Here is a 14,143-nt window from a genome sequence, read left to right as displayed (position 1 = left end):
TCATGCGGTCGTGGCGACCAGCACTTCGGTCGGCTGGAACTTCAACACATCGATCAGTCCGACGTCGGAGATGCGCAATTCCGGGATGACGACAAGCGCCAGCAGAGAGTGCTGCATATAGGCATTATTGAGGGCGCATCCGCAGGCAAGCATCGCCGCGATCAGGCCATTGGCTTCTTCTGCCACGATTTCGGCGCGCTGGTCAGACATCAGTCCGGCGATCGGCAGCTTGACAAGCGCAAGTTCGCGTCCTTCGCTGAACAGCACGACGCCGCCGCCGACCTGTCCCAGCCGATTCGCCGCCAGCGCCATGTCGTCCTTGTCGGTACCCACCACGATCATGTGATGACTGTCATGGGCGACGGTGCTGGCGATGGCGCATGGTTTATCATAACCGAAGCCGGAAACGAACGCGTTGATGACCTTTCCCGTGCCGTGATGCCGTTCCACCAGCGCGATCTGGCAGACGTCACCGGTCCGATCCATCTGAACGATACCATTCAAGGCGCCGAGCGAAGCCTCCAGGGCACGGGTCGGTGCCTGGTTCTCGAGCACGCCGATGACCCGCGCCATGACCTGGTTCGCACCCTCGGGCGCCACGATGTCGAAGTCCGCCGCTGAGAGCTTCTTGCCCAAGCGAACCGTGTTCTTGGTCGAGGCGGGATAGTCGTAGGGCGTGATGTCGGCGACGAGCTTGCCGTCGTTCGACACCACACAGCCGCGTGCGATGACGGTTTCGACCGGGAGTTCGGTGAGATCGGAGGTCAAAACCAGGTCGGCGCGCCGCCCGGGCGTTATCGAGCCAAGCTCACGCTCCATGCCGAAATGCTGAGCAGTATTCAGGGTGGCCATCTGAATCGCGGTGATCGGCTTTAATCCCTGGGCGATGGCATGGCGCACAACGCGGTTCATATGGCCGTCATTGACTAGTGTGCCGGAATGGCTGTCGTCGGTACACAGCACGAAATTGCGCGAGTCCAGGCTGAGCTCGGTCAGCGCCTTGATCTGCGCGGCGACGTCGTACCAGGCGGAGCCAAGCCGTAACATGGCGCGCATGCCCTGGCGCACCCGCGCAACGCAGTCCGCCAGGCTGGTGCCTTCGTGATCGTCGGACGGACCGGCGGCGACATAGGCATGGAAGGGCAGACCGAGATCCTTCGAGGCATAGTGGCCGCCCACCGTCTTGCCTGCCGCCTGAGTGGCAGCGATCTCGGCCAGCATGTCGCCATTTCCGGCGACCACCCCAGGAAAGTTCATCATCTCGCCGAGGCCGACGATGTTCGGCCACGACATCGCCTCACGCACGTCGGCGGGACCGAGGCTGGCACCCGCGTTCTCGAGGCCCGGAGCGCTCGGCACGCAGCTCGGCATTTGCACGAACACATTGATCGGCAGTCCGGCAGCCTCGTCGTGCATCAGCTTGACGCCCGGCATGCCCAGGACGTTGGCGATCTCGTGCGGGTCGATGAACATCGAGGTGGTGCCATGCGGGATGACCGCACGCGCGAACTCGGTAACGGTGACCATGCCGCTCTCGACATGCATATGCGCATCGCACAGCCCCGGCAGCGCGTAGCGGCCCTCTCCGTCGATAATCTGCGTCTCGGGGCCCACGGCATGGTCGGCATTCGGGCCGATGAAGGCGAAGCGGCCGACCGCGATGGCAATGTCCGTCGCGGGGATGATCTCGCCCGAATGGACATTCACCCAGCGCACGTTCCGGACCACCATGTCGGCCGGCGTGCGTCCCATGGCGACATCAACCAACTGCGGCGCGCATTCGAACCAGCTCTTGATCATCTGTTGTTTTCTCCCCCAGCGCGCGCGCCCGCAAAGGGCCGCACGACCTCGACGCAATATCTTGGCGAACTGTAAGCGGCGCGCTGGCGGTAATAGTCCAGGCAGAAATCAAGGAAGGCGGCGAACTTACGCGACACATACCGGCGTCGCATGTAGAGCAGATTGATTGGAACCAGTGGCGAGCGCCATTGCGGGAGCACCGGCACCAGATCGCCGTTCTTGCACTCGATCTCGGTGAAGAAGGCTGGCAGATAGACGATGCCCTCGCCGGCTACGGCGAAGTATTTCAGCATCCAGTAGTCGTTCGCCATGCACTGCGCGGTCGGCATGAAGTCGACCGTTTCCGCGCCGCGCTCGAGATGCCAGGATTGCACGCCGCTCGGGCGGCGGAAGGCGACGGCCCCATGGCCCGCCAAGTCTGCGGGCGTCGACGGTTCCCCGAATTGCTCAATGTAGCGCGGGCTGGCGTAGAGACAGAAGGAAGCCTCCCCGAGCTTGCGAGCGATGTAGTCTGAGTTCGCCGGCTCGCCCCAGTGGAATATGCCGTCGAAAGGCTGGTGCTTTTCGGGCGCCAGGAAATAGCCGAGCGAAAGGAAGATCACGTCGACATTCACCTGCGGATACTGTTGGCGGAAGGCGAACAGCAGTTCCGAGGTGAAGGAAGTGCCGAACTCGCCGGTCGAGCCGATCGTCAGCGTGCCGGCGATATCGTGGCCCGCCTCGGCGATCGCCGCTTTGGCTCCTTCGCAACTTTCCTTGATGCGTTGCGCATGGTCGAGGAACTCGGCCCCGGCATCGCTCAAATGCAGTTCCCGACCGTCGCGCACAAACAGTGCGACACCGAGCGAATCCTCCAACGCGCGCACTTTGTGACTGAGGCTGGACTTGGGCAGTCCATACAGTTTCGCGGCGTGCGAGAGCGACTGCGCCTCCGCCACTTTGATAAAATAATCGATCGCTTCAAAATCCATCGATCGTCCAAGAATTTGAACGGTGCGTCCAGAACTAGCCGGAAACTGCCATTTGCATGGACGACCCTAATACGACAGGATCAGAGCGCGCAAGGTGGGATTTTTGGCGCAGAGAAGCTTGGTCCCAAGCCCGAGCGAGGCCACACGAGCGGAGATGAATTTGTCCGACATACGCGAATTCATCCGTGCTGGTCGCGCCGAGCATAAATCGACTCTCATCGTCACCGGCGGCACACTAGTCAACGTCGCTTCGGGTGAGATCTATCCGGCCGACGTCGCCGTCTACAAGGATCGCATCGTCGCTGTCGGAGACGTCTCGGAGTACCGCGGCCCCGAGACCGAGATGATCGATGCTACTGGTTATTTCCTCTGCCCTGGCCTGATAGACGGCCACCTCCACGTTGAATGTTCCAAGATGTCGGTAACTAGCTTCGCCAAGGCGGTGGTGCCGCTCGGCACCACTTCGATTGTGTCGGGCCTCGACCAGATCCTCGTGGTGTCCGGCCTGGAAGGCGCCCGCGAATTCCTCGACGAGGCCAAGGCAACCCCTCTCAAGATCTTCTGGGGCGCACCATGCAAGACGCCCTACACACTGCCTCGCTCCAACGTCGGCTATTATTTCGGACCGGACGATCACCGCGCCACCCATTCCTGGCCGGAATGCATCGGCATATGGGAGACGGTGCGCGAGTTCGTCGACACGATGGATGAGCACGTTCTGCAGGCGGTCGAGATCGCCGAAAAGAGCCGTCTGCCGATTCTCGGCTGCTCGCCGATGTGTCGCGGCAATCGATTGAACAGCTACCTGCAGGCCGGAGTGCGCTCCGACCACGAGAGCTACACGGCGGACGAGATGCTGGAGAAGCTGCGCAAAGGCATGCATGTCGTCATTCGCGAATCTTCGATCTCCCATTTTCTCGAAGAGAACCTGCGGATGGTCACCGAGATGGGAATAGCCGCGACGAGCCGGGTCAGCTTCTGCACCGATGACGTGGTCGCCTCGGATATCCTGGCCCGCGGCCACCTCGACAACATGATCCGCATGGCGGTCGCGATGGGAGTTCCGCCGCTCACCGCCATCCAGATGGCGACCATCAACGGCGCCGAGGCGCTGCGCATCGGCCAGAAGGTCGGCTCGATCTCGCCCGGGCTCGCCGCCGATATCCTGCTGGTCAAGGATATCGCGGATTTCCATGTCTCAGGTGTCATCGCGAAGGGCAAGCTGGCCGCCCGCGACGGCAAGCTCGTGGACGATCTTGCGCCGCCTGCCCGCAGCGCCGTTGTCACCAACACATTCAAGGTAGCGCCGGTTTCACAGAAAGACCTATTGGTGCGCGCGCCCGGAGCGGGCGACAAGGCGGCCGTGCTGGCGATCGCCGTTACGCCCGAGAGAATATTCGTACGCACGCGACGTGATGTCGTGCTCCCGGTCCGCGACGGCTATATAGACGCGGATCCATCACAGGACGTGCAGTATCTCACCGTCGTCGAACGCTACGGCCGCACTTCCCATCGGCCGGTCGCGTTCGCTTCAGGCTTCGGACTGCGCTCCGGCGCACTCGCCACTTCGACGGCGCCTGATGATAACAACATCGTTTGTGTGGGCACCAATCCCCACGACATGTCGTTGGCAATCAACCACATTATCGAGAACAATGGCGGCCAGGCGGTGGCGGACGGCGGTCGGATCGTGTCATTCCTGCCCCTGCCGATCGGCGGAATCGTATCGGACATTGATCCTCCAGAGATGGCGAAGAAAGAGCAGGAGCTCGACGCCGCCGCGCGCGCGCTCGGCTGTAGGCTGCCATGGCCTTTCATGTACATGTTCGTGCTGCAGATCACCGCGATACCCGATTTCGCGATAACCGATCTCGGCCTGATCGATTGCATAAACCTGACGGTGGTCGATCCGTTAAGCCGGCCTCATGACTGGGAACGCTAGAAAAGGGAGGGAACCATGCTGAAAAACCTTGTTGTCGCTGTTTCGCTCGTGGCCGCGACGTGGCTGTGGGGCGGCCGCGTACAAGCCGAAGAGCCGACCAAGCTCAGGATCGCCGGCATTCTTTCGGCGGGCAAGGAAGCACCGTGGGAATCATCCTTCGTGAGTTCCATGGACCGGATCATCGCCGCCAAGCCCCACGGCCTCGACATCGAGGTCAATTATACCGAGAACGTTTACGACAATGCCGAGCAGGTGTTCCGCACCTATGCTGAGACCGGCGACTACGACATCTTGTTCGGCGACACCGCCTATGCAGATGCGATCGAGAAGCTGAAGGACGAATTCCCCGATACGATGTTCGTCATGAGCGGTTCGGGCAATCGCGGACTCGGCGGCAATGCCTATTGGATATTCGTCCACGCGCACGAGCCTGCCTACGTGATGGGGCAACTGGCCGGCAAACTCACGAAGTCGAATGTCATCGGCGCCATCTCCACCTTCCCGGCCGAAGATACCAACGATCAGATCAATGCCTTCTTCACCGGCGCCAAGGAAGCGAACCCAAAGGTGAAACAGAAGATCACCTTCATCCAGTCCTGGTTCGATCCGGCTAAATCGAACGAGGCGACCTCGGCGCAGATCGCCGCCGGCGCGGACATGATCTACCAGATGTCGGGCGCCTTCGAGGTTTGTGAGGAGCGCGGCATAGGCTGCTTCGGCAATTATGTGGACATGTCGAAAGTGGCGCCGAAGTCGATCGTCGCCTCCACCATCGTCAAATGGGATCCGCACATTAATTGGATCATCGATGAATGGTGGAAGGCAAAGACCATGAACGCCAAATTCGACGCGCCGAAGGAACCAAGGTGGTTCAGCTGGCAGCAGGGTTCGGGCGACCTCATCCTCAATCCTGCTTGGGAAGCCAAAATGCCCGATGACGTAAAGGCGCTTGCGGCTGAAACGGCCAAGGCCATCCAGAGCGGCGAGAAGAAAATCGAGCTCAATGTGAACGAGCCGAAATCGGACTGACGCCGGAGGTGGGGCCAAGCCGGGCCGATCCGAGATGAGCAAGATACCGCGCCTGTCGGTTCGGCACCTGACGAAGCGTTTCGCTGCGCTTGCCGCCAATGACGACGTCTCGCTCGACGTCATGCCCGGAGAATTGCATTGCTTGTTGGGGGAGAATGGCGCAGGCAAGTCGACACTGTCGTCCTGCCTTTATGGGCTCTACCAGCCAGACGCCGGCGAAATTCGGGTGGACGGCAAGACCGTCCAGCTAGGCTCGCCGGGCGAAGCCATCCGCGCCGGCATCGGCATGGTGCACCAGCATTTCGTCTTAGTGCCCAGCTTCACTGTGCTGGAGAATGTGGCGGTAGGCACGGGCTCCGGCTGGCGGCTCGGCCGGGCTGAGGCTCTGTCCAGGATCGAGACGATCTGCTCCACCTACGGCATCTCGCTCAACCCACACCGGCACGTCGGCGACCTTTCCGTCGGCGAACAGCAATGGGTCGAGATTGTCAAGGCGCTCTACACTGGCGCCAGACTGCTTATCCTCGACGAACCGACGGCGGTGCTGACGCCCGAGGAATCGCGCCGCCTGTTTGCGATCGTGCGGCGGCTCACCAGTGAAGATCTGTCGGTCGTGCTGATCAGCCATAAGATGTCGGAAGTGATGCAATCCGACCGGGTCAGCGTGCTTCGCAAGGGCAGACTGGTCGGAACGGTCGTAACCTCGAACGTCAGCCGCGACCAACTCACCACCATGATGGTCGGCCGCTCCGTTGCGGCGCCGGCGCGCGCCGCAGATGCGAAAGCGACCGGCGAGACGGTGCTTTCGGTGCGTGGGCTCACGCACCTGCGCGATGGAAGGCCCGTGCTGGACAACGCATCGCTCGACATCGCAGCCGGCGAGATCGTCGGCATCGCCGGCGTTTCCGGGAATGGCCAAGATGAGCTGTTCGAGTGCCTCGCAGGCCTCGCCGCGCCCGACGGCGGCACGGTCTTGCTCGATGGCGAAACTCTGCAGGCGTACTCACCGGCGACGATTGCTGCGAAAGGCATTGGCTACGTGCCCAGCGACCGCTTCCGCGACGGGCTCGTTGCCGATCTCGATATCGGCGAGAATCTTGTACTCGGCCAACAATGGCAAACGCGCTGGCGCAATGGGCCATTTATCGACACCGCGGCGCTCGACGCAAATGCACGCATGGTCATCGCTGCCTATTCGATTGCCGCAACCGGGCCGTCGTCACCCTCTCGCAAATTGTCTGGCGGCAACGCGCAGAAGGTCATCCTCGCCCGCGAGTTCGCCAAAGCGAAGCGGCTTCTGCTGTGCAACCAGCCGACGCGCGGCCTCGATGTCGGCGCCATCGAATTCGTCTACCGACAACTCCTGCACAAGCGCGACGAAGGCTGCGCCATCCTGCTTGCGAGCGAGGAACTGGAGGATCTTTTCGCTCTCAGCAGTCGTATATGTGTGATGTTTCGCGGCCGCGTCCTTGCGGTGCTCGATACGGAAAAAACCACCTATGACGAAATCGGCAGCCTGATGGCCGGCCATGGGAGCGAGGCTGCGGCGTGACCGGTTTCAACCTCGTGGAGTGGCGCCTCGAGCGCCGGCTGGAACCGCGGCCGACCGCGCGCATCGTTGCACTTGCTTTGGCGGCGATCGCGGCGGTTTTGGTTTGCAGTCTGCTTTTCGCCGCCGCGGGCGCCAGCCCGGGTGCCGCCTTCACGGCTCTCCTGAAAGGCAGCTTTGGCTCGTTGCGCGCCGCCGGCGAAACGCTGGTCAAGGCAACGCCCCTGATCTTCACCGGTCTTGCTGCCTGTGTCGCCTTCCGCGCGCGTATCTGGAACATTGGCGCCGAAGGCCAGGTTTTTGCCGGCGCCATGTTCGCTTATTGGGCGCAGCACAATCTCACCGGCTTTTCGCCTTTCATCCAAATTCCTGTGGTTATAGTCGGTGGCATTGTCGGCGGCGCACTCTATGCCGGCCTTGCGGGCGTGCTGAAGACCCGCTTCTCGGTCGATGAGGTGATCTCGACCGTCATGCTCAACTACATCATCGTCTATGTCCTTTCGCTGCTGCTGCTGCGCGGCCCATGGAGCGAGGCGGGCGCCTTCTTCGAACAGACGCCGAAGGTCGATCCGGGCTCGGTGCTTCCGTTGCTGTTTTCCGGTTCACGCCTGCATTCCGGCTTCCTGCTGGCGATTGTGGCGGCTGGCTTGGTTCACATGCTGTTGACGCGCACACCGCTGGGCTATGAGATCAAGGCTGCCGGGTCCAACATGCGCGCGCTCGATGTACAGGGCACCAATACTCGAAGGCTGGTCATAGTTGTGCTTCTGGTTTCCGGCGCGCTTGCGGGGCTCGCGGGGATCACGGAAGTCTACGGCGTCCACTACCGCCTGAAGGCAGGCGTAATAGCAGGTTACGGCTACAGCGGCATCATCGTGGCCATCCTCGGCCAATTGCATCCGCTTGGCGTCGTCGTTTCCTCGGTGCTGTTCGGAGCGTTGCTCAACGGCGCTACGCTCATGCAGATCAAGACCGGCGTGCCCTCGGCGCTGATATACGCCATCCAGGCGATCCTGCTTTTGTTCTTCCTAGCTGGCTGGGCAGCGTGCAATTTCCGCCTGCGGAGGGTCGGCCGTGCTTGACGCACTCTTTCAAACCTCAATCCTGGTCAGTGTGGCGGCGGCCACCATCCGCATCAGCACCCCGCTCCTGCTCGCCGCACTTGGAGAACTTATCGCCGAGCGCAGCGGCGTCTACAATATGGGTCTTGAGGGCATGATGCTGATGGGAGCCTTCACCGGCTATCTCGCCGCCTATGAAAGCGGGTCGTTATGGCTGGGCGTCCTCGCTGCCGGATTTACCGGCGCGCTGATGGCTCTCGTCTTTGCCGTGCTGGTGATCACGCTGAAAGTAGAGCAGATCGTCACCGGTCTTGCCGTCAACCTGCTCGGCGCCGGCCTTTCCACATACTGGTTGCGTTCCGCTTTCGCTGGCGACGGCAAGACGCCGACCATCCCCTTCTTCGCCGATGTGCCGGTGCCGGGGCTGAGCGATATTCCCGTGCTGGGCCCCATCCTGTTTGACCAGCGGGTGCTGACCTACATAGCCTTTCTGATGGTGCCGGCGGTATGGCTCTTCCTGTTCCGGACGCGTTATGGACTGATCGTGCGCTGCGCCGGCGACAATCCCAAGGCCCTCGATGTTAAGGGGGTAAAGGTCGCGCCGGTGCAATATGCCGCCGTGCTCTTCGGTGGCCTGATGGCGGGCGTTGCCGGCGCGTTTCTCTCCGTCGGCCAGGCGGCGCGTTTCGTGCCGGACATGACCAACGGGCGCGGCTGGCTGGCCATCATCATCGTCATCGCCGGCCTATGGCGCCCCTACCCGATTTGCGTGGCGGCTCTGGTGTTCTCCTTCCTCGACGCGCTGCAATTGCAAATCCAGGGCGTCGGTATCGCCATTCCCTACCAATATATGTTGATGATGCCTTATGTTGCGGCGATCGTTGCGTTGATGATCCGTCGCTCGCGGACCAGCGCACCGGCTATGCTGGGCGTGCCGTACAGGCGGGAATAGGACGGTCGGTTTTCATTCTGCTGCTGTAAGGCTGCCTGTACGTAGCTGCCATGCGGCATGGCCCAACCCGTGACCGCGGCAGCAAGCTTCCAGCAAGATCGACCGCTTTGGCGAAGCCGGTATTGTAGCCAACCCGCCCAGGCAGGGAGACCTGACCGTCAGTCACGGGACGTCACAGGGCAAGCAATTTGCCGCCCTGGAAATCTGGATCGTTGGAACTCGACTATCCCGCTGGTGGTTAGCCAGAAGGCTGCACAAGCCTCGCTCAGGAACGCCAGCCACCACTGCCGAAGTGACCTGAACTACGGAGCGTCGCCAGCAGGATGTTGGCTGCTCCGCGTTGATCAATCTTCGCTTGCTCACCAAGCGGAGACGCATTCCAGGCAGCCAATTCTGCCACCAAAAGAGCGATATCCCCGTCTACCGATGCGCATCTAAGTTGTCCGTTCTTCCCCATCACGATTATGGCTGTACCTATCACGCCATACCCAATCGCAGCTATCCGCTGAACCCAGGTATCGCCGTCAACGCGGACATCGAACAGAACCGACCCTTCGGTTTTTTCCGCAGCGTCCGCCACACGATCACAGAACGGTCGATTGAGGCCTTCGATGTTGCCGAGTGACTGCTCAAACAAGGCCAATTCGACATGCTCTGCCACCATAGCTGTGAGAGTGCGCGCTAGCTGGCCCAATCAGCAAGACACCAGGACCCATTATCCACAGCAGCCACAGCCGGTCCCCTTTTTGCCTACTTAATGCCCCCGTCAGACCGCGAGCCGGGCAACGGCCTCTATGGCTTGGTCGACCTCGTCCGTCGTGGTGTAGTGTGACAGACCCAGCCGGGCGACGCCGCCTTTTTTCGCGCGGTCCAAGCCTGCCAGAGGCTTCATGGCATAGAGTCGCCGGCCCAGCCGAAGATGTTTTTCCTCAGCCAGCGCGGCCGCGTTTTCCAGCGGCGAGCGATTGGCCAGCCGGAAGCTAAAGGTCGGCACGCGCGCGTCCAGTCGGTTGCGGCTGGCGATGCCGAGAGCGTCAGGCCGGGTATGGCCGTCGCACCGGCGAGGAATCGATCCATCAACCCAGCCTCGTAGGCGGTCGCTGCTTCCAATCCCGTCACGATGCGCCGGTCCAGCGGCGCCGCCGCGTCGACACCAGCACATTGCTCGCCGAGCCACGCGATGTGCTCGATCGCCGCTTGCGTGCCGGCCCGCGCCTCAAAGGACGGCGTGCCGGGCGGACGCACCGTGAGCGGGGTGAGCCGTTCGCGCAATCCGACCGCCACGAACATCATGCGCTTCTCGACGACAGATTTGGTCCCACGTGCCGCGCCTGAGGGCTCATCTGGAGCTTCGGTATGGATATCATTTTTAGCCTCTCCATCACGCATCCTGCCCCCTTTTCCCGGTTCGGTGCCCTTGACAAGCGGAAAGTATCGGTATTTTCTCCATGAAATGATATTATTATTATCTGGAAAAGATGTTTAATTCACCTCTCAGATGTCGCGCATCAGGGCATCGGACGAGGGCCTTGAGTGAGGAAGACAGGAGAACCGGATGGCGGGCGAGCTCAGCAAAATGAAGATGTATATCGGCGGCGAGTGGGTCGAGCCGGCATCAGGGGACTACTTCGAGACGGTGGATCCCTTCACGGCCAAGCCATGGGCGCTGGTGCCGAGAGGAAATTCCGCGGACGCTGACCGCGCCATTCGCGCTGCGGACCGTGCTTTCAGAAAAGGTCCCTGGGGATCCATGCATCCCTCCGAGCGCGGAAGGCTTATTTATCGGCTTGGCAGCCTCATCGAAGAACATGCCGACGCGCTCGCGGAAATCGAGGTGCGCGACAATGGCCGCCTGCTCGCGGAAATGCGGCATCAAATCCGCTACATTCCCAAATGGTACTACTACTATGCGGGTCTGGCCGACAAAATCGAAGGCGTCGTCCATCCCTGCGACAAGCCGGCGCTGAGCTATTCCCGTCCGGAGCCTTTGGGGGTTTGCGTAGGCATCGTTCCATGGAACGCGCCGTTGCTCCTTTTCTCGCTCAAGGCCGCGCCCGCTCTCGCAGCGGGGAACACCATCGTCATGAAGCCGGCGGAACATACGTCCGCCACCGCCCTGAAGCTTATGGAGTTGGTCGAACTGGCTGGCTTCCCGCCTGGGGTGATCAACGTCGTAACCGGGTTTGGCAAGGAAATTGGCGAGCCGCTCGTAACGCACCCATTGACGCGTCATGTGGGCTTCACGGGCTCGACGGCAACTGGAGCGCATCTGTATTCGCTTGCGGCTCGCGACGTGAAGCGGGTCAGTCTCGAGCTGGGCGGCAAATCGCCAAATATCGTCTTCGATGATGCTGATCTGGACAACGCTGTCCGCGGCGTGGTCGGCGGCATTTTTGGAGCGACAGGACAGACCTGCATCGCCGGTTCGCGCCTGCTCGTGCAAAGACGCATTCACGACCAGTTCGTCGAGAAGCTTTCGGCCTTTAGCGGCGCGGCACGCGTCGGTGATCCGCGCAAGGTAGAGACCCAGATCGGCCCGATTGCCAACGCCATGCAGTACGACAGGGTGCTGGGTTACATAGACATTGCAAGGCAGGAGGGCGCAAGCCTCGTCTTGGGAGGCAAGCGACCCCAGCTCGCCGAGTGCAAGGACGGTTTCTTCATAGAGCCGACCATATTCACCGGCGTCAAAAACGATATGCGGATCGCCCGCGAGGAAGTATTCGGCCCGGTCCTTTCGACGATCGTATTCGACGACCAGGAAGAAGCGGTAGCGATCGCGAACGACAGCGAGTTCGGCTTGGCGGCCGGCGTCTGGACTTCAGACATGAAGCGTGCGCTCCGCATGTCCGAACAACTCGATGCGGGCAGCGTCTGGATCAACACTTATCGCGACATCTCCTACACGACTCCGTTCGGCGGCTACAAGAAGAGCGGCTTAGGGCGCGAAAACGGCGTGGAGGGCATTCGCGAATACCTCCAGACGAAGGCGGTGTGGCTATCTATGGCCAAAGAAATCGAGAACCCCTTTGTCATCGGTTGAAGGTCAGCGGGTAGATTGGAGTCGGGCCGGGGAGCGGATGCGCAGATGATGAAGCGGAAAGGCAGCGAGATCCTCGCTGACGAACTTAGGCTCAACGGAGCCGAACTTGTCTACCACGTCCCTGGCGAGAGCTTTCTTTCCGTTCTGGACGCTCTGGCGTGCCGTCATCCGGAAATCCGCACAGTCACCTGCCGCCACGAAAACGGCGCTGCCCAGATGGCTGAGGCCCATGGCAAACTGACTGGACGGCCCGGCATTGCATTTGTCACACGCAGTCCCGGCGCCACCAACGCTGTGAACGGCGTGCACACGGCCTACCAGGATTCTTCGCCGATGGTCCTGGTGGTGGGCCAGGTGAAGCGTGGGTTGATGGAGCGCGAAGCGTTCATGTCCTACGACTTTCGCACGATGTTCGCGCCCATGACGAAATGGGTAGCGCAGATAGATGACCCGAGACGCATCCCGGAATTCATCCAGCGGGCCTACCACACGGCCATGACCGGCCGGATGGGTCCAGTCGTCCTTGTGGTGCCGGAGGACGTGCTCGAGGAGGAATGCGTCGTGGCGGAAGGAAAGCCTTACAGGCGAGCCTCGGTTGGGACACCCGCGCTCGCCGACATGGAGAAGGTCCGCGCCATGCTCTGCGATGCGGAGCGGCCGCTAATTATCGTCGGCGGCTCGGGCTGGACCGAGCAGGCGCGCGACGACATCCAGCGGTTTGCCGAGAATTGCAGCGTGCCGGTCGTCACCACGTTTCGTCGTCGGGACATCATCGACCATCGACTGCAATGCTACGCCGGAGAGATCGGCATTGGCGCCAATCCGGCTCTGCTTTCGCACATCAGAGACACCGACCTGGTGATCATGGTCAATGACGCGCTCAGCGATGTGAACACGATTGGTGCCGGATATATGGAGGGCTTCACGCTCTTTGATATTCCCCTGCCGAAGCAAAAGTTCGTCCATGTGACGAGCAGCCTGGAAGAATTGAACCGGGTCTTTCAGGTCGATCTCGCAATGCTTGCCGGCAACGACGCGTTCGCCGCCGCGCTAGCCAAGTTTCCTCCGGTCGACCGCGCTGCGAGAGCGGAATGGGTCTGCCGGCTGCGCAAAACCTTCGAGATGGAAACGACGCCGGGACCGTGCCCGGGTCCGATCGACTTGCCGAACATGATGAAATGGCTTCGGGACCGGTTGCCCGAGGATGCGATCGTGACGAACGGCGTGGGCGCCTACGCGACCTGGAGTCAAAGATATTTCGCCCACTACAAGCTGCATACGCAACTTGGTCCGATTAGCGGCTCGATGGGTTATAGCCTTCCGGCCGCCATCTCGGCGAAACTGCTTTACCCGGAGCGGGTTGTCGTCAATTTCGTCGGCGACGGCTGCTACCAGATGTGCGGAGAAGAACTCGCAACCGCTGTCCAGTACGGCGCCAACGTCATCATCCTGCTTTTCAACAACAACATGTACGGGACGATCCGTATCCATGAGGAAAACAGGCTCGAAGGCCGCGTCAATGGGACCAACCTGACGAATCCCGATTTCTGCATGCTTGCCAAGGCTTACGGCGCCCACGCCGAGCGTGTGCGTAAGACCGAGGATTTCGCTCCGGCGTTCGAGCGCGCGATCGGCTCTGGCACCCCTGCCCTGATCGAACTCGCCCTCGATCCCGAGGCGATCCATACGCGTTACTCGCTGACAGATTTAAGAAACCGCAGATCGGGAAGGGCGTGAGCCATCCTGCCTGACGCGAACAAAATTAGCCGGTTCGATAGCTGGCCGGCAGAAGCACC

General features: G+C 61.3%; 12 protein-coding genes. 7 read left to right on the top strand and 5 right to left on the bottom strand.

All coding sequences use genetic code 11. The annotated features are described in order from the left end of the window. Positions 1-1,800, bottom strand: a complete 1,800-nt coding sequence (gene ade / locus FJ426_RS28390; RefSeq protein WP_140560697.1) for an adenine deaminase — start codon at positions 1,798-1,800, stop codon at positions 1-3. Further along, positions 1,797-2,771 carry a LysR family transcriptional regulator gene (locus tag FJ426_RS28385; protein ID WP_140500716.1) on the bottom strand — a complete coding sequence of 325 codons (975 nt, stop codon included), beginning with the start codon at positions 2,769-2,771 and terminating at the stop codon, positions 1,797-1,799. Before FJ426_RS28385 ends, ade begins: the two co-directional genes overlap by 4 nt. Before the next feature lie 160 nt (positions 2,772-2,931). On the opposite strand from FJ426_RS28385, the gene FJ426_RS28380 reads away from it, so the two are divergent. Genes FJ426_RS28380 through FJ426_RS28360 form a run of 5 tightly spaced genes read left to right on the top strand, consistent with a single transcriptional unit; the run spans position 2,932 to position 9,304 of the window. Further along, a complete protein-coding gene (locus FJ426_RS28380; RefSeq protein ID WP_140518203.1) occupies positions 2,932-4,713 on the top strand; it encodes an adenine deaminase in 1,782 nt (593 codons plus the stop codon). A gap of 15 nt (positions 4,714-4,728) precedes the next feature. Beyond that, on the top strand, positions 4,729-5,742 hold the full coding sequence (locus FJ426_RS28375; RefSeq protein ID WP_140560696.1) for a BMP family protein: 1,014 nt from the start codon (positions 4,729-4,731) through the stop codon (positions 5,740-5,742). 34 nt (positions 5,743-5,776) lie between these two features. Further along, complete coding sequence (locus FJ426_RS28370; RefSeq protein ID WP_140560695.1) at positions 5,777-7,294, top strand: ABC transporter ATP-binding protein; 1,518 nt, start codon at positions 5,777-5,779, stop codon at positions 7,292-7,294. Next, positions 7,291-8,373, top strand: coding sequence for an ABC transporter permease (locus tag FJ426_RS28365; RefSeq protein ID WP_224619929.1), 1,083 nt, complete (start codon positions 7,291-7,293; stop codon positions 8,371-8,373). The genes FJ426_RS28370 and FJ426_RS28365 overlap by 4 nt, the downstream gene beginning before the upstream one ends. Then, positions 8,366-9,304, top strand: a complete 939-nt coding sequence (locus tag FJ426_RS28360; protein ID WP_140560694.1) for an ABC transporter permease — start codon at positions 8,366-8,368, stop codon at positions 9,302-9,304. Before FJ426_RS28365 ends, FJ426_RS28360 begins: the two co-directional genes overlap by 8 nt. A 265-nt stretch (positions 9,305-9,569) precedes the next feature. Here the strand turns inward: FJ426_RS28360 and FJ426_RS28355 are convergent, their stop codons facing one another. The 3 genes from FJ426_RS28355 to FJ426_RS28350 all read right to left on the bottom strand — a co-directional run bounded on the left by FJ426_RS28355 (position 9,570) and on the right by FJ426_RS28350 (position 10,693). After that, on the bottom strand, positions 9,570-9,941 hold the full coding sequence (locus FJ426_RS28355; RefSeq protein ID WP_246675625.1) for a hypothetical protein: 372 nt from the start codon (positions 9,939-9,941) through the stop codon (positions 9,570-9,572). Between the two features lie 129 nt (positions 9,942-10,070). Next, positions 10,071-10,196, bottom strand: coding sequence for a hypothetical protein (locus tag FJ426_RS32095; RefSeq protein ID WP_281405503.1), 126 nt, complete (start codon positions 10,194-10,196; stop codon positions 10,071-10,073). Beyond that, positions 10,193-10,693, bottom strand: a complete 501-nt coding sequence (locus tag FJ426_RS28350; protein ID WP_140825664.1) for a hypothetical protein — start codon at positions 10,691-10,693, stop codon at positions 10,193-10,195. Before FJ426_RS28350 ends, FJ426_RS32095 begins: the two co-directional genes overlap by 4 nt. A gap of 166 nt (positions 10,694-10,859) precedes the next feature. On the opposite strand from FJ426_RS28350, the gene FJ426_RS28345 reads away from it, so the two are divergent. Then, positions 10,860-12,347, top strand: coding sequence for an aldehyde dehydrogenase (locus FJ426_RS28345; protein WP_140560692.1), 1,488 nt, complete (start codon positions 10,860-10,862; stop codon positions 12,345-12,347). 48 nt (positions 12,348-12,395) lie between these two features. Beyond that, positions 12,396-14,084 carry a thiamine pyrophosphate-binding protein gene (locus FJ426_RS28340; RefSeq protein ID WP_140560719.1) on the top strand — a complete coding sequence of 563 codons (1,689 nt, stop codon included), beginning with the start codon at positions 12,396-12,398 and terminating at the stop codon, positions 14,082-14,084. Positions 14,085-14,143 lie beyond the last annotated feature (59 nt).

Source organism: Mesorhizobium sp. B2-6-4, assembly GCF_006441495.1.
Taxonomy (GTDB): Bacteria; Pseudomonadota; Alphaproteobacteria; order Rhizobiales; family Rhizobiaceae; genus Mesorhizobium.
This window is presented reverse-complemented; position numbering and strand designations above follow the sequence as displayed.